The following is a 22,980-nucleotide window of genomic DNA, read 5'->3' as shown; positions in this document are numbered from 1 at the left end:
GGCGGTCGTGGGCCGCGTCTCGCGAGACGGGCGCGGGGTCGCCGGGTGAACCCCGCCGGACCAGCCAGGGAGCCGTCCGCCGCGTCACACCGAACGGGCGTGGAGCCGACCTCAGCACCCCGCCGGAACAAGCGCGGCCGGTGAGGTGCCGCCCCCGGACAGCAGGGGGTGGCATCCCACCGGCCGTGTCGGCTCGGCCCGCCACACCGGCGGACGGGCCGCCGCCCGTCAGCCCACCGACGAGTAGGCGACCACCCCGCGCAGCAGTCCGTCGACGGCCTTGCGCGCGTTCTTCGAGACCGTCGACCTCTCGCCGCCCGAGACGGGCGCGGCGGCCGCGATCTGGCCGAGGACGTCGATGACCTGCTTGCACCAGCGCACGAAGTCACCGGCGGGCATCTCGGCCTCGCGCAGCACCTCGTCGAGGCCCTTGCCGGACGCCCATTCGTGGGCGGCCCAGGCGAAACCGAGGTCCGGCTCGCGCTGGCCGACGCCCTCGGTCTGGTTGATCCCGAAGTCCTCCTCCAGGGCGTCGAGCCGGCCCCAGATACGCACCATCTCGCCCAGCGCGGCCTTGGCCTTGCCGGACGGCACCTTCGGCGCCATGGCGTCGTCGGCGACCCTGGACTCGTACACCAACGCCGAGACGCAGGCGGCCAGTTCGGCCGGCGAGAGGCCGTCCCAGATGCCGGCGCGCAGGCATTCGCTGGCCAGCAGGTCGAGTTCGCCGTACAGCCGGGCGAGCCGCTTGCCGTGCTCGGTGACCTCGTCGGAACGCAGATAGTCCAACTCGGTGAGGAGGGCGACGATCCGGTCGAAGGTGCGGGCGATGGTGTTCGTCCGGCCCTCGATCCGGCGTTCCAGCTGCGTGGTGTCGCGCTGCAGCCGGTGGTAGCGCTCGGCCCAACGGGCATGGTCCTCGCGGTCGTTGCACCCGTGGCAGGGGTGCGCGCGGATCTCCGTGCGCAGCCGGGCGATCTCGCGGTCGTCGGCGGCCTCGGCGCGCTTCCTGCGGTGCCGGTCCGGGACGAGGTGCCCGGCCTTGGTCCGCAGCGCGGACGCCAGGTCCCGACGGGACTGCGGCGAACGCGCGTTGAACGACTTGGGGATCCGCATCCGGTCGAGCGCCTCGACCGGCACCGGGAAGTCCATCGAGGCCAGCCTCTTCACCTGGCGCTCGGCTGTGAGCACCAGGGGACGCGGTCCGTCGTGCTGCTCGAAGCCCCGGTGACCGTTGGACCGGCCGGCGGGCAGCCCGGGGTCCAGCACCAGCGCCAGTCCGGCGTACTTGCCGGTCGGCACATGGATCACGTCTCCCGGCTTCAGCTTCTCCAGGGCGACGGCAGCCTCGGCACGGCGCTCCGTCATGCCCCGCCGGGCCAGCTCGGTCTCGCGGTCCTTGAGTTCGCGGCGCAGGGTCATGTACGCGTCGAAGTCGCCCAGGTGGCAGGTCATCGACTCCTTGTAGCCTTCGAGACCCTCCTCGTTGCGCTGCACCTGCCGGGAGATCCCGACGACCGACTTGTCGGCCTGGAACTGCGCGAAGGACGTCTCCAGGAGCTCGCGCGAGCGGTGCCGCCCGAACTGCTCGACGAGGTTCACCGCCATGTTGTACGACGGCTTGAAGCTGGAGCGCAGCGGATAGGTGCGGGTGCCCGCGAGTCCCGCGAGGTGCTCGGGGCTGAAGCCGCGCTGCCACAGCACGACCGCGTGGCCCTCGATGTCGATGCCCCGGCGGCCCGCACGGCCGGTCAGCTGGGTGTACTCGCCGGGGGTGATGTCGGCGTGCTGCTCGCCGTTCCACTTGACGAGCTTCTCCAGCACCACCGAGCGGGCGGGCATGTTGATGCCCAGCGCGAGGGTCTCCGTCGCGAAGACCGCCTTGACGAGGCCGCGGACGAAGAGTTCCTCGACGACCTCCTTGAAGGTGGGCAGCATGCCCGCGTGGTGGGCCGCGATGCCGCGCTCCAGGCCCTCCAGCCACTCGAAGTAGCCGAGGACGTGCAGGTCCTCGTCCGGGATGGAGGCGGTGCGCTCCTCGACGAGTTCACGGACTCGCGCGCGCGCCGCGTCGTCGTTCAGCCGCAGGCCCGCGTGCAGGCACTGCTGCACGGCGGCCTCGCAGGCCGCGCGGCTGAAGATGAACGTGATGGCGGGCAGCAGCCCTTCGGACTCGAGCCGCTCGATGACCTCGGGGCGGCCGGGCGTCCAGATGCGCGAGCGCTGTCTGCGCTCCCGCTCCCGGTCGGCCTCGCGCATGGCGCGGCCCCGCCTGCGGTCCTGGTACGACGGACGGCTCGCCTCCATGCGCGCCATGCGCGTGAGGTCGGGGTTGACGGCCTTGCGCTGGCCCTCGCCCTCCTCGAAGAGGTCGTACATCCGCCGGCCGGCCAGCACGTGCTGGAACAGCGGGACGGGCCGGTGCTCGGAGACGATCACCTGGGTGTCGCCGCGCACGGTGTCCAGCCAGTCGCCGAACTCCTCCGCGTTCGACACCGTCGCCGACAGTGACACCAGGGTCACCGACTCGGGGAGGTGGATGATCACTTCCTCCCACACGGCGCCGCGGAAGCGGTCGGAGAGGTAGTGCACCTCGTCCATCACGACATGGCCGAGTCCGAGGAGGGTCTGTGACCCCGCGTACAGCATGTTGCGCAGGACCTCGGTCGTCATGACGACCACCGGTGCCTCGGAGTTGACGCTGTTGTCACCGGTGAGCAGGCCGACCTTGTCCGCGCCGTAACGGCGGCACAGGTCGGCGTACTTCTGGTTGGAGAGTGCCTTGATCGGCGTCGTGTAGAAGCACTTCTTGCCCTGCTGGAGGGCGAGGTGGACGGCGAACTCGCCGACGATCGTCTTGCCCGAGCCGGTGGGCGCGGCCACCAGCACTCCCTTGCCCGCTTCGAGTGCCTTGCAGGCCTCGATCTGGAAGGGGTCGAGGCCGAAGTCGTACATCTCGCGGAAGGAGCCGAGCGCGGTGGCCTGCTCGGCAGCGCGCCTGCGTGCTGCCGCGTACCGCTCGGCCGGAGAGAGATCCTCTGTCATCGTGCTTTCGAGACTACCGGGAGCCACTGACATGAGGACGATCATTATCCGTATCAGATGCCGTGAAACCTCGGATCCGCGCAGCTCAGGGAAGGGCGACGCGTACGGCTGCCGGTATGCACTCCGCCGTGAGGGGCAGCGGTCCGAGCGGCTCGCCGTCGGCGTACGCGGTGATGCCCTCGGCGAGGAGTTCGACGCGGGCCGCCCGGAACACGCTCACCACGGGATGGTCGACGTGGGTGCCCCGGTAGACCCTCGGGAAGATCTTGAGAAGCGTCGCCCGGGTGCAGTCCCCGACCACCGTGATGTCGAACAGCCCGTCATCGAGGTCCGCGCCGGGGCAGATCCTCATGCCGCCGCCGTACGACGATCCGTTGCCGACGGCCACGAGCGTCGCCTCGATCTCCCGGGTCTCTCCGTCGTCCAGCGTGACGCGGTACGGGAAGGGCCGGAAGGCGGCCAGCTCGGCGAGCATGGCGACGTCGTACTTGAAGCGGCCGACGGGCAGCCGCATCCGGTTCCCGCGGTCGTTGACCCGGGAGTCGAACCCGGAGGCGAGGACGGTGCCGAACCAGGTGCCGTTCACCCGGCCCAGGTCGACGTCACGCAGCCGGCCGGTCCCGAGGGACTCGGCGATCAGGCGTCCCGCGGCCGCCGGGTCGCCCATCGGCAGGCCGAGGGCGCGCGCGAAGTCGTTGCCCGTCCCGGCGGCGACCAGACCGAACGGGGTGCGGGTCCCGGCGACGGCCTGAAGGGCGAGGTTCGCCATGCCGTCACCGCCGACCGCGACGAGGGCGCCGGTGCCGCCGGCGACCGCCTCGCGCGCACGCGCGAGCGCGTCCGCCGCGTTCTCGCCGAGCACGGTCCGCACGGAGAATCCCGCGGCACGCAAAGCGGAAGCGGCCGGCAGCGCCGCGTGGGCGCCCCGGCCGCGGCCCGCGGTGGGGTTGACGAAGAGGGTGATCTCGCTGGTCACAGGCTGACCCTACGAGGTACCGGGCTTCGTCAGGTCACGTCGTCATAACCGTTCACCCGGTCCGAGCTCGCCTGCTCCGGAAGGGTCCGGGGCGCCGTCACGTCCTCGATGCCGCCGATGTCCTCGGGGGTGAGGTCGAGATCGGAGGCCTCGTCGTCAGCGGGCCCCGACTCGTCGCGCCGGCGCTTGCGCCGGTCGTTGAGCAGCGAGAAGACGACCGCGCCGAAGTACAGGATCCAGATCGGCCCGGCGAGCGCCATCATGGTCAGCGGGTCGGTGCTGGGAGTGGCGACGGCGGCGAAGACCGTGATGCCGATGATCATGCCGCGCCACCAGCCGAGCATGCGCTGACCGGTGAGGATGCCCGTGAGGTTGAGCATCACCAGGAGCAGCGGCAGCTCGAAGGAGAGACCGAAGACCACCACCATGCGCGTGACCAGGTCGAGCAGATCGTCCAGCGGCAGAAGGTTCTTGACGCCGCTCGGCGTGAACTGCATCAGCACCTTCGCCGTGGTGGGGAGCACCTTGTAGGCGAAGAAGGCGCCGCCGAAGAACAGCGGGACGCCGGTACCGACGAACGCGTACGCGTACTTCTTCTCACTCCTGTGCAGACCCGGCGCGACGAACGCCCAGAGCTGGTAGAGCCAGATCGGCGAGGCGAGCACGACGCCCGCCATCAAGGAGACCTTCAGCGCCAGGGTGAACGGGGCGAGCAGACCGTTGATGGTGATCTGCGCGCACTGATGATTCTTGGGCGCCTTCGCCAGCTCGGCGAAGGTCTCCGGACACCCGATGGAGTCCAGGACCGGCTTGGTGAAGAAGTTGATGATGCTGTTGTAGTAGAAGGCCGCGACGATCGTCACTATGACGATGGCCAGCACCGCCTTCGCGAGCCGGTTGCGGAGCTCGCGAAGATGGTCCGCGAGGGGCATCCGCCCCTCGGGGTCCTTCTCCGTGTTGCGGGCAGACTTGAGCAACCCACATCCTCATCTCATGCGGCGGGCCGGAGGTCACCGGCCCTGCGTTCAGCGCTGGGTCGTGTCCGTCGGCTCGTTGACCGGACGCGAGCTGGTCACGTCGCCGGGAGCGGCCTGGATGGTGCGCTGAGCGGGGGTCTGCTCGTCGGTGCTGGGCGGGCCGGCCGGGGCCGGGGTGCTGCCCTCTTCCTTCATCGCCTTGGCCTCGCTCTTGAGGATCCGGGCGGACTTGCCGAGGGAGCGCGCCATGTCCGGAAGCTTCTTCGCGCCGAACAGCAGGACGATGACGACGAGGATGAGAATGATCTCGGGAGCTCCGAGCCTTCCGAACATAAGTCTTTACCTTCTCACCGAGGCTGCATGGTCGGGGTGCTGTCCGATCGATCGGACAGGTGTCCGATCATCGTGATGCCAGCGATCGTAACGCTCAGGGGTGAACGCGGGGCAATCCCTGTGCGTACTCCCAGTTCGCGACCCGCGCCTCATTCTCCGGGCCGCGCCCCTGAGCGTACCTGGCCCCGGCATGAAGTCGACAGGCTGGCGTGACGCATTGCGCATCCGTGGAGCGACTCATACCGCATCCACAGAACGTGCGGCCACCGCGGCGGCGCGTTCCAGGTCATCGGCGGCCGTGCCGATACGGCGCGCGGAGTCGGCCACCTGCCGGCCCAGACGCTCCGCTTCCAGAAAGACACGGACGGCGAGCACTCCGAGAACCGTGATTCCCAGAAAGCCCGCGGCGATCGCAAACATCGGCCAGAACATGACGACGACCCTAGAGGGTGGAGTGCACCCGCAGCGTGCGGACCCCGCCCCCGGTGAGCAGTTCGACGATGCGCTCCCCCGCGGGCTTGCGGACCGCGGAGCCGCACGCGGGGCAGGTGAACGAGTAGAACGTGGTGCGGCTGCTGGCGCCGATGGCCAGGCGCAGAGCGCCCGGCGTGAGCTCGAACCCGGCCCGGCAGTCGGGACAGGCGGCCTTGAACATCACCTCGACCGCCCGCCGCATCCCGGCGAAGGCGGCCCCGACGGTCATCTCCGATCCGCCCGAGGGCGACCCCGTCCGCCCCGGCCTGCCCGGCGCACCCGTGGGCGGCCCGGCGCGGCCCGCCATGGCGGGCGCCCCCTCGGGCGACCCGGTCCATCCCGGAGCCCCCGGCATCCCCGCGCGGCCGGGCGTCGCCGCCCGCCGCACCGCACCCGGCTTCTCCGAGGTGCCCGGCCTGCCCGGCGCACCCGACCTCGACGACGTGCTCAAAGTCCCTGCTCCCGCCCCTCGTACGGCCTGTCCCCCACCCCTTCGAGCCCGTCCGGCCCGTCATAGGCGGCGAGCGCCTCGCGGGCCGCACTCCGGGCGCTGTCCGCCAGGTCCTGCGGCGAGACGATCCGGCCGTCACCGCCGAGACGCAGGGCCAGCCGCCGCAGCGACGTGGGATCGGGGGTCCGCAAGGTGATACGCAGCCCGCCGTCCGGCAGCTCATCCGCGCTGTCGTGCGGGTAGTACTCGGCGACCCAGCGACCGCCGGGACCGACCTCGACGACCACCTCGGGATCCTCGGCCGCGGGCTGGACCAGCCCCTCCGAGAGGTCCCGCAGCTCGATCTCGGGAGGCGCGGACGGCTCGTCCAGGATGCGGATCTCGGCCACCCGGTCGAGCCGGAAGGTGCGCCGCGCCTCGGAGCGGCGGCACCAGGCCTCCACGTAGGTGTGACCGACGCTGACCAGGCGGATCGGGTCGATCTCGCGCTCGCTCAGCTCGTCCCGCGAGGGCGAGTAGTAGCGGATCCACAGCCGGCGTCGCTCGGAGATCGCCCGGTCCACGTCGGCGAAGACACCGCCCTCGGACTCGAAGGTCACCGACAGCCGGGAACTGGCACTCGCCGCCTCCCCCGAGGCGGCCTCCACCTTGGCGGTGGCCCGCAGCAGCGCCTGCCGGTCGCCCTCGCGCAGACCGGGCAGCGTGGACACCGCGCGGGCGGCCACCAGCAGCGCGGTCGCCTCGTCGGCGGCGATCCGCAGCGGCTCCGCGACATCGTCGGGGTTGTGCCACCAGATCCGGTCGCCGTCCGTGTCGATGTCGAGCAGATCCCCGCCGCGGAAGCTGGTCCCGCACAGGGGCAGCACGTCCAGGTCGGAGATCAGCTCGTCCTCGGTGATCCCGAAGGCACGGGCGACATCGCCGACGCGCGCGCCGGGGCGCTCGCGCAGATACGTCACCAGGGAGAGCATCCGCCGGGTCTGGTCGATCGCGTTCGTGGGCCGAGCCGGTTTTCCTGCCACTTTCTTACTCTTCCCCTCAGCCCTTGGCCACGGCGCGCAGCCGGTCGAGCACATCGGCCCGCAGTTCGGTCGGCTCCAGGACCACCACGTCCGGGCCGAACTCGACGAGCCAGGCGTCCAGGCCGTGCCCGTACGGAATCTCCAACTCGTCCCATCCGCCGCCCAGTTCCCGTACGGAGACGGCCTTGGCCCGCAGCGGGTAGCCGGCGCCGGAGCGCAGCCGGATCAGCGCGGAGCGGTCGGTGATCTCCCCCGCCCAGCCGGCCACCGTCTCGCGCACGGTGACGACATCGGGCACCTCGGCCGTGTACCGCCCGGCGCGGGCACGGACCTTTCCGGTGATCCGGGAGAGCCGGAAGACGCGCTCGGCACCGCGGTCGCGGTCCCAGCCCGCGAGGTACCAGTGACCGCGCCAGCACTCCAGGGCCCAGGGCTCGACGTGCCGCGTCCCGGGGTGCGCGGCGGTGGCCTTGCGGTAGTCGAAGATCACCGGGCGGCGGTCGCGGCAGGCCAGCATCAAGGGCTCGAAGGCGCTCTCGTGGACCGGGATGTGCGGCTCCAGGGCACCGTGGGAACCGTACGGGTCCACGTCCTCGGGCAGACCGGCGGCGCGCAGTTTCTGCAGCGCCCCGCTGGCGGCACCGGCGAGCCGGGCCTGCTGCCACACCTTGGCGGCCAGACCGAGGGCGGCCGCCTCCTCGGCGTCGAGCGTGATGGGCGGCAGGCGGTTGCTGTCGCGGCGGGCCAGATAGCCGACCTCGCCGTCCAGGTTCTCCACCGTCTCGATGACCAGACCGAGTTCGCGCAGATCGTCCTTGTCCCGCTCGAACATCCGGTTGAAGGAGTCGTCCGACCCCGCTTCCAGATAGGCCTCGATGGACTCGCGGAGTTCGCGCTTGCTGAGCGGCCGCCGCGTCCCGAGCAGACACAGTGCGAGGTTCATCAGCCGCTCGGCCTTGGCAATGGCCATCGACGCCCTTCCTATGGTGCTTCCGACCGATGACCGTACCGCTCCGAAGTGTCGCGGCAAAAGCCGAGGGCCCATGCCCGGACAGGCATGGGCCCCAGATGATCGGATCCTGTCAGACCCTGATCACACGGCGTACGAAGATCGGACCGGACCCTTGGTCCATGATCCGCTCCTCATGGTCCGCTCCCGCCAGCGACCCGGACCCGGGTACGGTCCGGGGCCGGTCTCAGACCGCGACCAGGTCGCAGACGAAGATCAGCGTCTCGCCGGGCGCGATGGCACCGCCGGCGCCGCGGTCGCCGTACGCGAGGTGCGCCGGGATGACCAGCTGGCGACGACCGCCGACCTTCATGCCCTGCACGCCCTTGTCCCAGCCACTGATGACCTGGCCGACGCCGAGCTTGAACTCCAGCGGGGCGCCGCGGTTCCAGGAGGCGTCGAACTCCTCGCCGGTGGAGAAGGCCACACCCACGTAGTGGACCTTGACGAAGTCGCCCGCCTTGGCGACGGCGCCGTCGCCCTCCCAGATGTCCTTGATCTCGAGTTCCGCCGGGGGCTCGCCGCCCGGGAAGTCGATCTCGGGCTTCTCGATGCTCACGTCTTTGCTCCTGCTTGTGTACGTATGGGCAACACGGACAGTCTTACATCACCGACGGCGTTACATCTTCGCCAGGATGTCGACGGAGAAGACGAGCGTGGAGTCCTTCTTGATACCGCTGCCGGCCGGCGGGTTGTCGCCGTAGCCCAGCTTCGGCGGGATCACGATGAGGACGCGGCTGCCGACCTTCTTGCCGGTCAGGCCCTGCGCCCAGCCCTTGACGACCTGCTGGAGCGAGAACGACGTGAGCTGGTTCCGGCTGTACGTGGAATCGAACTCCTTGCCGGTGTCCCAGAGCACACCCTCGTACTGCACCAGGACGGCGCTGTCGGCCTTGACGACGTCACCGTCGCCCTCGATCACATAGTTCGCCACGAGCGCCGTGGGAGCCTTCGACTTCGGCACCGTGATCTTGGGGGCGGCACCGTCCGTGTTGGTCCCGACCTTCGGCAGCGCCGCGTCGCTCTGCGCCACGTTCTTGCCCTTGGCGGAGCTCTTCGAGTTGAACGTGGCCTCGATGTCGACCACGAAAACCAGCGTGTCGGTGCCCTTGATCCCCGCTTTCGCGTTGCCCTGAGTGCCGTAGCCCCAGGTCGGGGGGACGGACATCTCGACGCGGCTGCCGGCCTTCTTGCCCACCAGACCGTAACGCCAGCCGTCGATGATGCCGCCCTGCGCGAGCTGGATGACCAGCGGCGTCTTGCGGTCGTACGAGTTGTCGAAGACCTTCGCCGTGGCCCAGATCTGACCCAGGTAGTTGGCCTGGATGTAGTCGTTCTCCGCGACCGTCTGACCGCCGCCCGCGATGACCGTCCGCACCGCGAGGTCCTTCGACGGCTCCCCGGTGCCCTTGGCGACGGTCGGCTTCTCACCGAACTTCGTACCCGCGGTGATCGCCGGAAGCGGACCGTCGACGATCTTCGGCGGGGGCGGCGCGGAGGCCGCGGCAGAGGCCGAAGGCGACGGGCTGCTGCTGGACTTGGCCGTGTCTGACTTGCCGTCGTCACCGCATCCGGCGAGTGTGACCAGTCCAGCGGGTACGGAGAGAAGGAGTGAGCGTCGGCGCACGGTGGGGGCCTCGTATCGGTCGATCTTGGTTGATGGCGTGCGCGCAACTCTACGACGTGAGAAGAGCGCCGTACGGAAAACGTACGGCGCCCCGCGTTGCGTTCCGCTTCACCCGCGGAACTCCCGGCTCACATTCCGGCGATGAGCTTCTCCACCCGGTCGTCCACCGAACGGAACGGGTCCTTGCACAACACCGTGCGCTGCGCCTGGTCGTTGAGCTTCAGGTGCACCCAGTCGACGGTGAAGTCGCGGCGCTGCTCCTGAGCCCGCCGGATGAAGTCCCCGCGCAGCCGGGCCCGAGTCGTCTGCGGCGGCACGGACTTGCCCTCGAAGATCTTCAAGTCGTTGCAGATCCGTGCGGCTTGCCCCTTCCTCTCCAACAGGTAGTAGAGGCCACGACGACGGTGGATGTCGTGGTAGGCGAGGTCTATCTGCGCGACCCGGGGGTGCGACATGGTCATGTTGTGCTTGGCCCGGTACCGCTCGATGAGCTGGTACTTCATGACCCAGTCGATCTCGGTGCCGATCCGGTCGAGGTCCTCGGCCTCGATCGAGTCGAGCACACGGCCCCACAGTTCGAGGACCTGCTCGACGGTTCCGGTACGGATGCCGCGCCGCTCGACGAAGTCCACGGCCTTCTCGTAGTACTCGCGCTGCACCTCCAGCGCGGAGGCCTCGCGGCCGCTGGCCAGACGCACCTTGCGGCGGCCCGTGATGTCGTGGCTGACCTCGCGGATCGCCCGGATCGGGTTCTCCAGGGTGAGGTCACGCATGACGGTGCCCGCCTCGATCATGCGCAGCACGAGATCGGTGGCACCGACCTTGAGGAGCATGGTCGTCTCGGACATGTTCGAGTCGCCGACGATGACGTGCAGCCGCCGATAGCGCTCCGCGTCCGCGTGCGGCTCGTCACGCGTGTTGATGATGGGCCGGGAGCGGGTCGTCGCGGAGCTGACACCCTCCCAGATGTGCTCGGCTCGCTGGCTCACGCAGTAGACGGCACCGCGCGGGGTCTGCAGCACCTTGCCGGCACCGCACAGCAGCTGCCTCGTGACGAGGAACGGAATGAGGATGTCCGCGAGCCGGGAAAACTCCCCGTGCCGCGCCACCAGGTAGTTCTCGTGGCATCCGTAGGAGTTGCCTGCCGAGTCGGTGTTGTTCTTGAACAGATAGACGTCGCCCGCGATTCCTTCCTCGTGCAGGCGTCGTTCGGCGTCCACCAGGAGTCCTTCGAGAATGCGCTCGCCGGCCTTGTCGTGGGTGACGAGCTCCGTCACGTTGTCACATTCGGGTGTCGCGTATTCCGGATGTGATCCCACGTCGAGATAAAGGCGGGCACCGTTCCGCAGAAAGACATTGCTGCTGCGGCCCCATGACACGACACGGCGGAAGAGGTACCGCGCCACCTCGTCGGGAGACAGGCGTCGCTGTCCCCTGAACGTACACGTGACGCCGTACTCGTTCTCCAGCCCGAAAATGCGGCGGTCCATGACTGAACATTACGCCCGATCCCCCTAGCTGAAACGGGGTTCGACGGCTCGGTTTGGATCATTTTCCGATGAGACCGCAACGACCTCGCCCCTCCCGGTAGCTGCGAGGACCCGGCCCGTGGCCAGCAGAACCACCAGCGCGGCCACGCCCGCGACACCCGGAACGGCGAAGCCCCGGGCAGCCCCGCCCCACTCGACGACCGGCCCCGCGAGGCCCGTTCCCACCGACGCGCCGACGGTGAACGTCGTCACGAGCCAGGAGAACGCCTCGGTGACGGTGCCGGCCGGAGCGTGCCGGTCCACCAGGACGAACGCACACGCGATGCAGGGCGCGAGGAACACCCCGGCGAGCGTGGCCAGAGCGGTCATCGCGACCGGACCGGGCACCAGCATCAGCGGGACGTAACACACCGCCAGAAGGGCCACGAGCACCCGCAGTCGCCGCTCCGGCGCGCCGCCCCAGCGACGCGCGCCGTACACCGTGCCGCCGAGCAGCGCGCCGAGGCCGATGCCCGCCATCAGCCAGCCGTACACCGCGTCCCCGCCGTGCGCGTCGGCGTAGGACACCCCGGCGACCGTGATCGAGCCGAGCGCGATCCCGACGAACAGGAAGGCCCCGAGCAGCGCCAGCAGCCCCGGAGAGCGCAGGGCGCCGAGCCAGTGCGCCTCGCGCGGCGCCGAACGCCACGCGCGCGAGGGCGGCGACAGGACCACGGAGAGGGCGCCCAGGACGCCGATGACGCTCAGGATCAGCAGCGCGGCCCGCGCCGACCAGAGCGAGACGCACAGCGTCACCAGCAACGGTCCGACGGTGAACATGACTTCCTGCGCCACCGCGTCCATCGCGTACGCGGTGTGCACCTGCTCCTCCTTGCGCAGGACCGACGGCCACAGCGCCCTCAGGCCTCCCTCCAGAGGCGGCGTGAAGAGCCCGGCCACGGCCATCGCGGCACAGGCGAGACCCGGCCGGCCCGTCCCGACGAAGGCGAAGGCGCACATCCCCAGGGCCGAGACGACCGCCGCGGGAAGCTGCACCCGTGGCTGCCCGTACAGGTCGACGAGCCGGCCGAGCAGCGGCTGCCCCACCGCGTTGGCCACCCCGTACACGGCGGCGAGCGCTCCCGCGAGGCTGTACGTGCCGCCCTCGGCCCGGACGAAGAGCACGACGGCGATGGCCGCCGTCGCGTTCGGCAGCCGCCCCACGAGCGTGCCGACGAGCAGCCGGGCGGCGTGCCTCGCCCTGAGGATCTCCAGGTATCCCGCGGCCATGGCCTGCCTTCCAGATAGTGCGCGACGTGCACGTGTTACGTATAACTTACCGCTCCATACGTACCATGTGCGCTGTCCGGGAGTCCAGACGAAGGAGCAGGCCGACGGTGGCAAGAGGTAGTACGCGCCCCACGAGCCGGGACGTGGCCGAGGCCGCCGGGGTCTCCCAGGCAGCCGTGTCCCTCGTACTCGGCGACAAATGGCGCGGCCGGGTCTCCTCGGCCACCGCCGAACGCGTCCGGGACGCGGCCCAGGAACTCGGCTACCGCCCGAACCTCGCCGCCCGCAACCTCCGCCTCGGCCGCACCCGCACCGTCCTCCTGGTGGTCCCCGCGCTCACCACCGAGTTCTTCGCCGGCGTCTACACCGGCGCGGCCCGCGTCGCCGCCCAGCACGGCTTCGGCGTGGTCCTCTACCCCTCCCCCGAAGGCATCGGCCCCGCCCGCGACCCCTTCGGCTCCGCCCAGGCCGCCCTCGACGGCGTGATCGCCTCCTCCATGGCCGCCGACGCCCTCACCGCGATCCGCGGCGACCAACTCCCCCTCGTCATGCTCGACAGCGACCCCGCGGGCAGCCAGGGCGCGGCCACCGTCAACCTCGACATCGCGGACGGCGTACGCCAGGTCACCGACCACCTCCTGGGACTGGGCCACCGCCGCTTCCTGCACCTCGCCGCCGACATCCCGTCCTGGACCTTCGAGGTACGCGCCCAGGAAATCGCCTCCTGCCTCGTCGAGGTCCCCGGAACCAGCCTCCGGGTCGCGCGGGCCCCCATCTCCTTCGAGGACGCCCTGGCGGCGGCCCAGACGGCCCTCTCCGCCCCGGGACCGCGCCCCACGGCCGTGATCTGCGACGACGACAAACTGGCCGCGGGCGCCTACAAGGCGGCCCGCCGCCTCGGCCTGCGCATCCCCGAGGACATCTCCATCACCGGCCTGGACGACCTCGCGCTGGCCCGCGCCCTCGACCCGGAACTCACGACGGTCCGCCTGGACGCCGAGCGATTCGGCGAACAGGGCATGCAGGCCCTCCTCGCCGTCCTGGACGGCCGCACACCCCCGCAGGAGGACATCCCCGTCGAACTGGTCGTACGGGGCTCCACGGCCCCTCCAGCCACCTAGACGCCCTCCTTCCCGCCCCGGCCCACCGGACCCGGACCCGCATACGGACCCGCATACGGAAGGGGCCGCGCCGGCGTGCGCCGGGGCGGCCCCTTCCGTATGAGCACCCGGCCAGCGGGTGCGAGGTCGAACCAGGACCTCACTTCTCGTCGTCGGCGTCCTCGGCCTCGGTCGCGGTCTCCGCGCCCCCGGCCTCCAGCAGCCGGGACAGCTGACGGCCCACGATCCGCTTGAACTTCCGCTTCTGCGGACGCGTCCGGTCCAGTACCGCGACCTCCAGCCGCTCCGCCGGAATCTCCCGCTCACCACCGTTGGGCTCCCGGGACAGCGACTGGACCGCCAGCTTCAGCGCCGCCGCCAGCGACATCCCGTCCCGGTGCTGGGTGTCCAGATAGGTGCTGATCTGCTCGGCATTGCCGCCCACGGCGACCGAACCGTGCTCGTCCACGATCGAACCGTCGTGCGGCAGTCGGTAGATCTGGTCGCCATCGGGCGTGTCGCCGACCTCGGCGACCACCAGCTCCACCTCGTACGGCTTCTCCGCCGCGGACGAGAAGATCGTGCCCAGCGTCTGGGCGTACACGTTGGCGAGCCCACGGGCCGTCACGTCGTCCCGGTCGTACGTGTAGCCGCGCAGGTCGGCGTAACGCACACCACCGATCCGCAGGTTCTCGTACTCGTTGTACTTGCCGGCGGCCGCGAAGCCGATCCGGTCGTAGATCTCGCTGAACTTGTGCAGCGCGCGGGACGGGTTCTCGCCGACGAACACGATGCCGTCGGCGTACTGCAGCACGACCAGGCTGCGACCACGGGCGATGCCCTTGCGGGCATACTCCGCCCGGTCGGCCATCGCCTGCTGGGGTGAGACATAGAACGGAGTCGACACCGGCTATCCGTCCCTTTCTGTCGAAGTCACTGGATCACCTGGGAAAAGAGGACCGGTCTCAGAGCAGGGCGGCACGCGGGCCGTCGGGCTGCTCGAGTCGCCGCTCCAGGATCGCGCGGGCGATCTCGGAGGACTCCTCGTCGGTGAGCCGGCGGAAGCCGCTCTCGGTGATCACGGTGACGATCGGGTAGATCCGGCGCGCGACATCGGGACCACCGGTCGCCGAGTCGTCGTCGGCCGCGTCGTACAGGGCCTGGACGACCAGCGTCGTGGCCTGGCTCTCCGTCAGATCCTTGGCGTAGAGCTTCTTCATGGCGCCGCGCGCGAAGATCGAGCCGGAGCCCGTGGCCGCGTAGCCGTGCTCCTCGGAGCGGCCGCCGGTGACGTCGTAGGAGAAGATGCGACCCCGGTCGCGGTCCACGTCGAAGCCCGCGAAGAGGGGGACCACAGCGAGGCCCTGCATGGCCATGCCGAGGTTGGAACGGATCATCGTGGACAGGCGGTTCGCCTTGCCCTCCAGGGAGAGCGTGGCGCCCTCCACCTTCTCGAAGTGCTCCAGCTCCAGCTGGAACAGCTTCACCATCTCGACGGCGAGGCCGGCCGTACCGGCGATGCCCACCGCCGAGTACTCGTCGGCCGGGAACACCTTCTCGATGTCGCGCTGGGCGATGACGTTCCCCATCGTGGCCCGCCGGTCACCGGCGAGGACGACTCCGCCGGCGAAGGTGACGGCGACGATGGTCGTGCCGTGCGGGGCCTCGATCACGCCCTGGACGGGCGGCAGTTGCCGCTTGCCGGGGAGCATCTCCGGCTGGTGGTCGGAGAGAAAATCCATGAAGGACGAGGAACCGGGCGTCAGGAAGGCAGCCGGTAGACGCCCGGTGCTACGAGTGTTGGCTTCCACGCGTTTCCTTCCACGTATGCGGCAGCCCGCCTTATGGCATCGGGCCGATCCTTGAACTGCCCCAGCGCGGCATTGCAGCTGAAGCACAGTACGCCTCGGACACTACCCGTCTCGTGGCAGTGATCCACATGCGCCGCCGGGGCTGACAAACATATGCAGCAGACGCCCCCTTGAGAAGCGATCAGCTCGTCACGCTCGGCTTCGGTGATGCCGTACTGACGCTTCAGATGGTCCTGCCGCCCCTGAACCGCCCGGCACGCCTTGCAGCGCGTGGACAGCCCGTCCGATGCAGTGGCGTTTCGATGCCATTCGTCGTGCGGCTTCACCTCACCGCACGTGCGACAGAGCTTGTGCCCGGCCGGAACGTCCACCTTCTCCCGTACCGGCTTACCCATGGCCTCCCGGCGGTGCCGGTAGTGCGCGGCGCTGTACTTTGCCACGCACTCCCGGCATCGCGGCTGCAGGCCATCACGCCGGTTCCTGTCGCTCGCGAACGCCTCAAGAGGCAAGTCGCGCCGACATCCCGTGCAATGTTTCACGTTCAGATCGCCTGTCACCCCAATCCCCCGTCACCTTCAGTTCGAAGGCTAGGGGTGCGAATTTCCTCTACTCGCCACCTTTTTGCACGAAGGAGCGCACGAAATCCTCGGCATTCTCCTCGAGTACATCGTCAATTTCGTCAAGAACCGAGTCGACGTCGTCGCTCAGCTTTTCCTGGCGTTCCTTGAGGTCGTCGGTCGCCTGTGCGTCCTGCGCCTGCTCCTCGACCTCCTCGGTGGAACGCGTCGCCTTCTGCTGTCCGCCGCCGGTGTCCTTGGTCGCCATAACCCTCACCCCGCTCGGTTCGACGTTCTTGATCAGACCCTACAAGCAGGGTCCGACATCGGCCCCGCAGTTGCCACAACGTACGGGGACCACCTCGATGATTCCCGTAACGCCGGTATTCCACCCTGCCCGGCCGGTGCCGCCAGGGCGGAAGCTCAGTTGCCCGAGAGGACCCTGACCAGGTCCTCGGCCGTACGACAGCGGTCCAGGAGCTCCTTGACGTGATTACGCGTTCCGCGAAGGGGCTCAAGGGTTGGGACGCGCTGGAGGGAGTCCCGGCCCGGCAGATCGAAGATCACCGAGTCCCAGGAGGCCGCCGCCACGTCGTCCGCGTACTGCTCCAGGCAGCGTCCGCGGAAGTAGGCGCGGGTGTCCTCCGGCGGGGTCGTACGGGCCCGCTCGACCTCGTTCTCGTCCAGCAGGCGCTTCATCTTGCCCCGGGCCGCCAGACGGTTGTAGAGGCCCTTCTCGGCGCGTACGTCGGCGTACTGGAGGTCGACCAGGTGCAGCCGGGCGGCGTCCCAGTCGAGGTCGTCCCGGCGCCGGTAGCCCTCCATGAGCTCACGCTTGGCGACCCAGTCGAGCTCTCCGGAGAGGGTCATCGGGTCGTTCTCCAGGCGGTTCAGGGTGTCCTCCCAGCGCAGCAGGACGTCCTTGGTCTGCTCGTCGGCGTCCGCCCCGAAGCGCTCCTCGACGTACTTGCGGGACAGCTCGAAGTACTCCATCTGGAGCTGGACCGCGGTGAGCGTGCGCCCACTGCGGAGTGTGACCAGTCGCTTGAGGGTCGGGTCGTGGGAGACCTGGTGGAGGGTGCGTACGGGCTGGTCGACGGCCAGGTCGACGGCGATGAAGCCGTCCTCGATCATGGAGAGGACCAGCGCCGTCGTGCCGAGCTTGAGATAGGTCGAGATCTCGGAGAGGTTCGCGTCCCCGATGATCACGTGCAGCCGGCGGTACTTCTCGGCGTCCGCGTGCGGCTCGTCGCGCGTGTTGATGATGGGGCGCTTGAGGGTGGTCTCCAGGCCGACCTCGACCTCGAAGTAGTCGGCGCGCTGGCTGAGCTGGAAGCCGTGCTCGTGTCCGTCCTGGCCGATACCGACGCGGCCCGCTCCGGTGACGACCTGGCGTGAGACGAAGAACGGCGTCAGGTGCCGCACGATGTCCGAGAACGGGGTCTCCCGCTTCATCAGGTAGTTCTCGTGCGTGCCGTACGAGGCGCCCTTGTTGTCGGTGTTGTTCTTGTAGAGGTGGATCGGCTGGGCGCCGGGGAGCTGGGCCGCCCGTTCGGCGGCCTCCGCCATGATGCGTTCGCCGGCCTTGTCCCACAGGACGGCGTCCCGCGGGTTGGTGACTTCGGGGGAGCTGTACTCCGGGTGTGCGTGGTCGACGTACAGCCGCGCACCGTTGGTGAGGATGACATTGGCCAGGCCGATGTCCTCGTCGGTGAGCTGGCTGGAGTCGGCGGTCTCCCGGGCGAGGTCGAAGCCTCGTGCGTCCCGCAGCGGGTTCTCCTCCTCGAAGTCCCAGCGGGCGCGGCGCGCCCGGTGCATCGCCGCCGCGTAGGCGTTGACGATCTGGGACGAGGTGAGCATGGCATTGGCGTTGGGGTGACCGGGGACGGAGATCCCGTACTCCGTCTCGATGCCCATTACTCGCCGTACGGTCATGCGGCCCTCCTTGCCCGGCGGCGCCCTCGGTCGGGGGCGCTGCTCAAGTACCGCTGGCGCTCCGGTGCGTGTGCGGTGCCCGTCCCCGCACTGCGCGACTCGGCGGTACGAAAGAGCCTAGAACGCCTTTGCGCTGGTGGGGAGATCATTTGCGTCATTGCTCCACTCCGGCCTTGACCTGAAAAGCAGTCGGCTGCGGATACCCGTCTTGGGCACCCGCAGCCGCCCTGTCTTTTACAGGTACTGACCGGTGTTGGCCACCGTGTCGATGGAGCGTCCGGTGTCCGCGCCCTGCTTTCCGGTGATGAGCGTACGGATATAGACGATCCGTTCACCCTTCTTTCCGGAGATCCTGGCCCAGTCGTCCGGGTTGGTGGTGTTCGGCAGGTCCTCGTTCTCCTTGAACTCGTCCACGCATGCCTGGAGGAGGTGGGAGACCCGGAGGCCCTTCTGGCTGTGCTCCAAGAAGTCCTTGATGGCCATCTTCTTGGCGCGGCCGACGATGTTCTCGATCATTGCGCCGGAATTGAAGTCCTTGAAGTAGAGGACTTCCTTGTCACCGTTGGCGTAGGTGACCTCCAGGAAGCGGTTCTCCTCGGATTCGGCGTACATCTGCTCCACGGCTGTCTGGATCATGCCGTGGACGGTGGCCGCCCGGTCGCCTCCGTGCTCTCCGACGTCCTCGGAGTGCAGCGGGAGACGCTCGGTGAGGTACTTCTGGAAGATGTCCTTGGCCGCTTCGGCGTCCGGGCGTTCGATCTTGATCTTCACGTCGAGCCGGCCGGGCCGCAGGATGGCGGGGTCGATCATGTCCTCGCGGTTCGAGGCGCCGATGACCACGACGTTCTGCAGGCCCTCCACGCCGTCGATCTCGGCGAGCAGCTGCGGGACGATGGTGTTCTCCACGTCCGAGCTGACGCCCGATCCACGGGTGCGGAAGAGGGACTCCATCTCGTCGAAGAAGACGATGACGGGGGTGCCCTCGCTGGCCTTCTCCCGTGCGCGCTGGAAGATGAGCCGGATCTGCCGCTCGGTCTCACCGACGTACTTGTTCAGGAGCTCGGGGCCCTTGATGTTGAGGAAGAAGCTCTTGCCGGTGGCCTGTCCGGTCACTTCGGCGACCTTCTTGGCCAGCGAGTTGGCCACGGCCTTGGCGATGAGCGTCTTTCCGCATCCGGGGGGCCCGTACAGCAGGACGCCCTTGGGCGGCCGCAGTTCGTGCTCCTTGAAGAGGTCGGGGTAGAGGTAGGGGAGCTCGACCGCGTCGCGGATCATCTCGATCTGGCCGCCCAGACCGCCGATCTGCTCGTAGCCGATGTCCGGGACCTCTTCGAGGACGAGTTCCTCGACCTCGCTCTTCGGAACGATCTCGTAGACATAGCCGGAACGGGGTTCGAGGAGCAGGGCGTCCCCGGGACGGATATTGACGTCCAGGAGCGGCTCCGCGAGCCGTACCACCCGTTCCTCGTCGGTGTGACCCTGCACGAGGGCGCGCTCGCCGTCCTCCAGGATCTCCTTGAGGGTGACGATCTCGCCCAAGCTCTCGTACTCCATGGCCTCGACCACGTTGAGAGCTTCGTTGAGCATCACTTCCTGGCCGCGCCTGAGCTCGTCGAGCTCCACGCTGGGGCTGACGTTCACCCGGAGCTTGCGGCCCCCGGTGAAGATGTCGGCCGTGCCGTCCTCGTTCGCCGTGAGGAAGACACCGAAGCCGGCCGGCGGCTGTGCGAGCCGGTCGACTTCTTCCTTGAGGGCCACGATCTGGTCGCGGGCCTCACGGAGCGTGTTGGCGAGCCGCTCGTTCTGTGCGGACACGCCTGCCAGGTTCGTCTGCAACTCGACGATCCGCTCTTCGAGAATCCTCGTGTGCCGCGGAGAGTCGGCGAGCTTGCGTCGCAGGACGGCGATCTCCTGCTCAAGGTAGGCAATCTGCCCGGCGGGGTCATCGGACCCTCGTCCCGGGCGGATGCCGCGGTTCATGTCGTCGTCGTGGGCTGCCACGGTCCTCACCTCCTCCAAGGGGAGCTGGACGCTTCCAGACCCTACCTGGGTGGGTGTCGATTGAAACCCCTAGATCACAAAGACTGTCGGGGTGTGTCCGATCTTCACCCTTGCGCTCTCCCTCACGCCAGGGGAATACCCACCGAACATGATTGGGAAGCGGGCGGAGGTAGGGTCGAAGTGTTCAACACCCGTCAGAGCTGGCCCGATTCCCCAGTCTTCGGTCCGCTCGACGCAGAAAACGGCAGGAGAAATGACCGTGCAGCAGGAGGCCGGAGTCGACGGCGAGGCGCTTGAGGTCTGGATCGACCAGGATCTCTGTACCGGCGACGGGATCTGTGTCCAGTACGCGCCCGAGGTCTTTGAGCTGGACATTGACGGCCTGGCCTATGTGAAGAGCCCCGAGGACGAGCTCCTTCAGGCGGTGGGTGCCACAACGCCCGTACCGCTGCCGCTTCTGCGTGATGTGACGGACTCGGCGAAGGAGTGTCCGGGGGACTGCATCCACGTCCGTCGGGTTTCGGACAAGGTCGAGGTCTTCGGTCCCGACGCGGAGTGACCTTTCGGGCACCCCGCGTCACCGGATGTCGGGTTCCTCACACCCTCCGCTGTGCGGAGGGTGTTTTCTTTTGTTCGGACCGTGCGCCGGGGGCGCGCTCACGCACTCCGTGCTTCGGACGGCGTCGAGCGGATGAACGCGCCGTTCTTCCACTGCCACTTGGCGCTGTCCTTGAGGTCCGGGCAGCAACTCGGTATGTCGATCGAGGAGTAGCCGAGCAGCGTGGCGGTGACGGCTCCGTCGCGGACGGCGAAGTCCGTGACGCTCAGCCGGTCCTTGGGGTCGACCAGGGTCGCCACGACTCTGGGCTGCTTCTGTCCCTCGGCCTGGGTGAGGACGTAGACGCCGTTGGGCGGGGTGCCCGAGCCGGCGTCGCAGCGGACGACGGCCACGGTCTCCGGGCGGCCGTCGCCGTCCAGGTCCCCGGAGGCCTTCTTCTGGACGAGCACCTTGACGGGTCCGCAGTTGATCGGGAAGTCCACGCCGGTCGGGTCGGGGGCGACCGCGGGGGCCGTCGCCGTTTTCGGGCCGGCGCCGGGCTGGGCCGCCCTCGCCGGGTCGGGATGCAGGACGGAGGACAGCGCCACGACTCCGGCGATGGCGGTGGCTGTCGCCACCCACTGGATGGGGCTGGTCTGCGTGTGTGCCAGTTCCGGGACAACGGATTGCTGCACTAGGAGTGTCTCCCGCGAGGGCTGTGCCGGTGGGGGTGGGGTGACCCGCATGGTGCCACACGTCACAGCCTGGTGGAACGGCGGGGTCCGGACTTGTGAAGGGTTCCGTCGAAGTCTCCGGCGGGGTCTCGGGACGGGCCAGCCCGGGCCGCCACGAGGACCGCGGGGAAGGTCGCGGGGAGGCCCGCCGCGAGGACCGTGGGGAGGGCCGTGGGGAGGGCCATCGGGAGGGCACCCCGAGGGACTGCCGCCCGACCCCTCCCCCACCTCCCGTACGCCCTGCCGGCGGGCTCAGCGGCCTTGCCCGGCCGGGCTCCGGGCGGCACCCCGGCGCGGGCCTTTGCGTGGAGCCCGGGGGCCGGAGCGGCGGGCGCGTCGGTCCGCCCGCGGCAGCCCCGGCCGACGGCATCCCCAGCGGCCCGGCGGCGGCCGCGCCGGGCCGCTGGGCCGTGGAACCGTCCTCCGCGCCATCGACCCGCGGGGGTCCCGGGTCCCCGGGCCGGGTTCACGACGTCCCCGTCGTCCGCACTCCGGGCCGTCTGTCGGACGCCCGCCCCGGACTCCTCCTCCGACTTCGTGAGGACCCGTCAGCAGCCGTGCGAGCGGCCTGCCGACGGGGTCGGCGGGGTCGGCGGGCCCGTCCGCCGGTTCTGATGGCGGGTCAGCGGGAAAGCGCTGTGGCCGAGTTCCCGGGAGCTTCCGGGAACTCGGCCACAGGCGTGGTGTGTTGGGTACGTCAGCGGGCGGCGCCGCCGTCCGCGTTGGGTCCGGAGTAGTCCTCGCCGTACGAGCCCTTGGAGGGGCGCCGGCGGCGCATGGGCGGCTCGACGCCGTCCGCGAGGCGGCGGGCGGTGAGCAGGAAGCCGGTGTGGCCGATCATCCGGTGGTCCGGGCGGACGGCCAGGCCCTCGATGTGCCAGTTGCGGATCATCGATTCCCAGGCGGTCGGCTCGTTGAAGCAGCCGATCTCGCGGATCGACTCGACGGTCCGCGCGAGCTGGGTGGTGGTCGCCACGTAGCAGCAGAGGATGCCGCCGGGGACCAGCGCCTTGGAGACGGCCTCCAGGCACTCCCAGGGAGCGAGCATGTCGAGGATGACGCGGTCGACGTCGGCGTCGTTCAGGTTGTCCTGGAGGTCGCCTACGGTGAGCTGCCACGCGGGGTGCGGTCCGCCGAAGTAGCGCTCCACGTTCTGCTGGGCGATCTCGGCGAAGTCCTCGCGGCGCTCGTAGGAGTGCAGCATGCCCTGGTCGCCGATGGCGCGCAGCAGGAAGCTGCTGAGCGAGCCGGAGCCGACTCCCGCTTCCACGACGCGGGCGCCGGGGAAGATGTCGGCGAAGGCCAGGATCTGCCCCGCGTCCTTGGGGTAGACCACGGCGGCGCCGCGGGGCATGGACAGGACGTAGTCGGGGAGCAGGGGGCGCAGCGCGAGATAGGCGACGTTCCCCGTGGTGCGGACAACGCTGCCCTCGGGAGCACCGATCAGCTCGTCGTGGGGGAAGGAACCCTTGTGGGTATGAAAGTTCTTCCCGGCCTCGAGCGTGAACGTGTAGTGGCGGCCCTTGGGGTCGGTCAGCTGAACCTGGTCCCCGACCTTGAAGGGCCCGCGCCTGCGGGCGGCACCGGTCGGTTCGGACATGTGAACAGCCTACCGGTCCCCGGCGGGGCCG

At 69.4% G+C, this 22,980-nt stretch carries 22 protein-coding genes; 2 read left to right on the top strand and 20 right to left on the bottom strand.

Annotated elements, in window-relative coordinates; all coding sequences use genetic code 11:
* Positions 1-228: 228 nt before the first annotated feature.
* The 12 genes from OHT01_RS31600 to OHT01_RS31545 form a co-directional block, all read right to left on the bottom strand.
* Complete coding sequence (locus OHT01_RS31600) at positions 229-3,090, bottom strand: DEAD/DEAH box helicase (RefSeq protein WP_328556509.1); 2,862 nt, start codon at positions 3,088-3,090, stop codon at positions 229-231.
* A 40-nt stretch (positions 3,091-3,130) separates the two neighbouring features.
* Positions 3,131-4,021, bottom strand: coding sequence for a diacylglycerol kinase (locus tag OHT01_RS31595; RefSeq protein ID WP_328556508.1), 891 nt, complete (start codon positions 4,019-4,021; stop codon positions 3,131-3,133).
* A 29-nt stretch (positions 4,022-4,050) separates the two neighbouring features.
* Complete coding sequence (gene tatC / locus OHT01_RS31590; RefSeq protein WP_328556507.1) at positions 4,051-4,998, bottom strand: twin-arginine translocase subunit TatC; 948 nt, start codon at positions 4,996-4,998, stop codon at positions 4,051-4,053.
* Between the two features lie 48 nt (positions 4,999-5,046).
* Positions 5,047-5,331, bottom strand: coding sequence for a Sec-independent protein translocase subunit TatA (tatA, locus tag OHT01_RS31585; protein ID WP_328556506.1), 285 nt, complete (start codon positions 5,329-5,331; stop codon positions 5,047-5,049).
* A gap of 237 nt (positions 5,332-5,568) precedes the next feature.
* Entirely contained in the window at positions 5,569-5,763 is a 195-nt protein-coding gene (locus tag OHT01_RS31580) for a hypothetical protein (RefSeq protein ID WP_328556505.1), read from the bottom strand.
* Positions 5,764-5,773: 10 nt separating this feature from the next.
* On the bottom strand, positions 5,774-6,034 hold the full coding sequence (locus OHT01_RS31575) for a hypothetical protein (RefSeq protein ID WP_328556504.1): 261 nt from the start codon (positions 6,032-6,034) through the stop codon (positions 5,774-5,776).
* Positions 6,035-6,252: 218 nt separating this feature from the next.
* On the bottom strand, positions 6,253-7,278 hold the full coding sequence (locus OHT01_RS31570) for a helix-turn-helix transcriptional regulator (RefSeq protein ID WP_328556503.1): 1,026 nt from the start codon (positions 7,276-7,278) through the stop codon (positions 6,253-6,255).
* A 16-nt stretch (positions 7,279-7,294) separates the two neighbouring features.
* Positions 7,295-8,248, bottom strand: a complete 954-nt coding sequence (locus OHT01_RS31565) for a helix-turn-helix transcriptional regulator (RefSeq protein WP_328556502.1) — start codon at positions 8,246-8,248, stop codon at positions 7,295-7,297.
* A 226-nt stretch (positions 8,249-8,474) separates the two neighbouring features.
* On the bottom strand, positions 8,475-8,846 hold the full coding sequence (locus tag OHT01_RS31560; protein WP_328556501.1) for an FKBP-type peptidyl-prolyl cis-trans isomerase: 372 nt from the start codon (positions 8,844-8,846) through the stop codon (positions 8,475-8,477).
* Positions 8,847-8,906: 60 nt separating this feature from the next.
* The gene (locus OHT01_RS31555) at positions 8,907-9,914 is read right to left on the bottom strand and encodes an FKBP-type peptidyl-prolyl cis-trans isomerase (RefSeq protein ID WP_328556500.1); all 1,008 of its coding nucleotides are present in this window, start codon (positions 9,912-9,914) and stop codon (positions 8,907-8,909) included.
* A 128-nt stretch (positions 9,915-10,042) separates the two neighbouring features.
* Entirely contained in the window at positions 10,043-11,404 is a 1,362-nt protein-coding gene (gene pafA / locus OHT01_RS31550) for a Pup--protein ligase (protein WP_171143128.1), read from the bottom strand.
* 24 nt (positions 11,405-11,428) lie between these two features.
* Positions 11,429-12,673, bottom strand: coding sequence for an MFS transporter (locus tag OHT01_RS31545; RefSeq protein ID WP_328556499.1), 1,245 nt, complete (start codon positions 12,671-12,673; stop codon positions 11,429-11,431).
* Positions 12,674-12,780: 107 nt separating this feature from the next.
* Here OHT01_RS31545 and OHT01_RS31540 point away from each other — a divergent pair, with 107 nt between their 5' ends.
* Complete coding sequence (locus OHT01_RS31540; protein WP_328556498.1) at positions 12,781-13,794, top strand: LacI family DNA-binding transcriptional regulator; 1,014 nt, start codon at positions 12,781-12,783, stop codon at positions 13,792-13,794.
* Between the two features lie 139 nt (positions 13,795-13,933).
* Here OHT01_RS31540 and prcA read toward each other — a convergent pair whose 3' ends face one another.
* From prcA to arc, 6 genes are all read right to left on the bottom strand, one after another.
* Complete coding sequence (gene prcA / locus OHT01_RS31535) at positions 13,934-14,680, bottom strand: proteasome subunit alpha (protein ID WP_328556497.1); 747 nt, start codon at positions 14,678-14,680, stop codon at positions 13,934-13,936.
* 58 nt (positions 14,681-14,738) lie between these two features.
* Positions 14,739-15,584, bottom strand: a complete 846-nt coding sequence (gene prcB, locus OHT01_RS31530; RefSeq protein ID WP_328556496.1) for a proteasome subunit beta — start codon at positions 15,582-15,584, stop codon at positions 14,739-14,741.
* Complete coding sequence (locus OHT01_RS31525; RefSeq protein ID WP_405917555.1) at positions 15,536-16,024, bottom strand: endonuclease VII domain-containing protein; 489 nt, start codon at positions 16,022-16,024, stop codon at positions 15,536-15,538. Before OHT01_RS31525 ends, prcB begins: the two co-directional genes overlap by 49 nt.
* A 166-nt stretch (positions 16,025-16,190) precedes the next feature.
* Positions 16,191-16,409 carry a ubiquitin-like protein Pup gene (locus OHT01_RS31520; RefSeq protein WP_127181041.1) on the bottom strand — a complete coding sequence of 73 codons (219 nt, stop codon included), beginning with the start codon at positions 16,407-16,409 and terminating at the stop codon, positions 16,191-16,193.
* 155 nt (positions 16,410-16,564) lie between these two features.
* On the bottom strand, positions 16,565-18,076 hold the full coding sequence (gene dop, locus OHT01_RS31515; protein WP_405917554.1) for a depupylase/deamidase Dop: 1,512 nt from the start codon (positions 18,074-18,076) through the stop codon (positions 16,565-16,567).
* Positions 18,077-18,310: 234 nt separating this feature from the next.
* The gene (gene arc / locus OHT01_RS31510; RefSeq protein ID WP_328556494.1) at positions 18,311-20,077 is read right to left on the bottom strand and encodes a proteasome ATPase; all 1,767 of its coding nucleotides are present in this window, start codon (positions 20,075-20,077) and stop codon (positions 18,311-18,313) included.
* Positions 20,078-20,330: 253 nt separating this feature from the next.
* Between arc and OHT01_RS31505 the strand changes: the two genes are divergently transcribed.
* On the top strand, positions 20,331-20,636 hold the full coding sequence (locus OHT01_RS31505) for a ferredoxin (protein ID WP_328556493.1): 306 nt from the start codon (positions 20,331-20,333) through the stop codon (positions 20,634-20,636).
* Positions 20,637-20,734: 98 nt separating this feature from the next.
* Here OHT01_RS31505 and OHT01_RS31500 read toward each other — a convergent pair whose 3' ends face one another.
* Positions 20,735-21,310, bottom strand: coding sequence for a hypothetical protein (locus OHT01_RS31500; protein WP_328556492.1), 576 nt, complete (start codon positions 21,308-21,310; stop codon positions 20,735-20,737).
* Between the two features lie 736 nt (positions 21,311-22,046).
* A complete protein-coding gene (locus tag OHT01_RS31495; protein ID WP_328454247.1) occupies positions 22,047-22,949 on the bottom strand; it encodes a tRNA (adenine-N1)-methyltransferase in 903 nt (300 codons plus the stop codon).
* Positions 22,950-22,980 lie beyond the last annotated feature (31 nt).

This window comes from Streptomyces sp. NBC_00358, from assembly GCF_036099295.1.
Lineage (GTDB): Bacteria > Actinomycetota > Actinomycetes > Streptomycetales > Streptomycetaceae > Streptomyces.
Note: the sequence above shows the minus strand (reverse complement) of the source record. Positions and strands in the feature narration are given on the sequence as shown.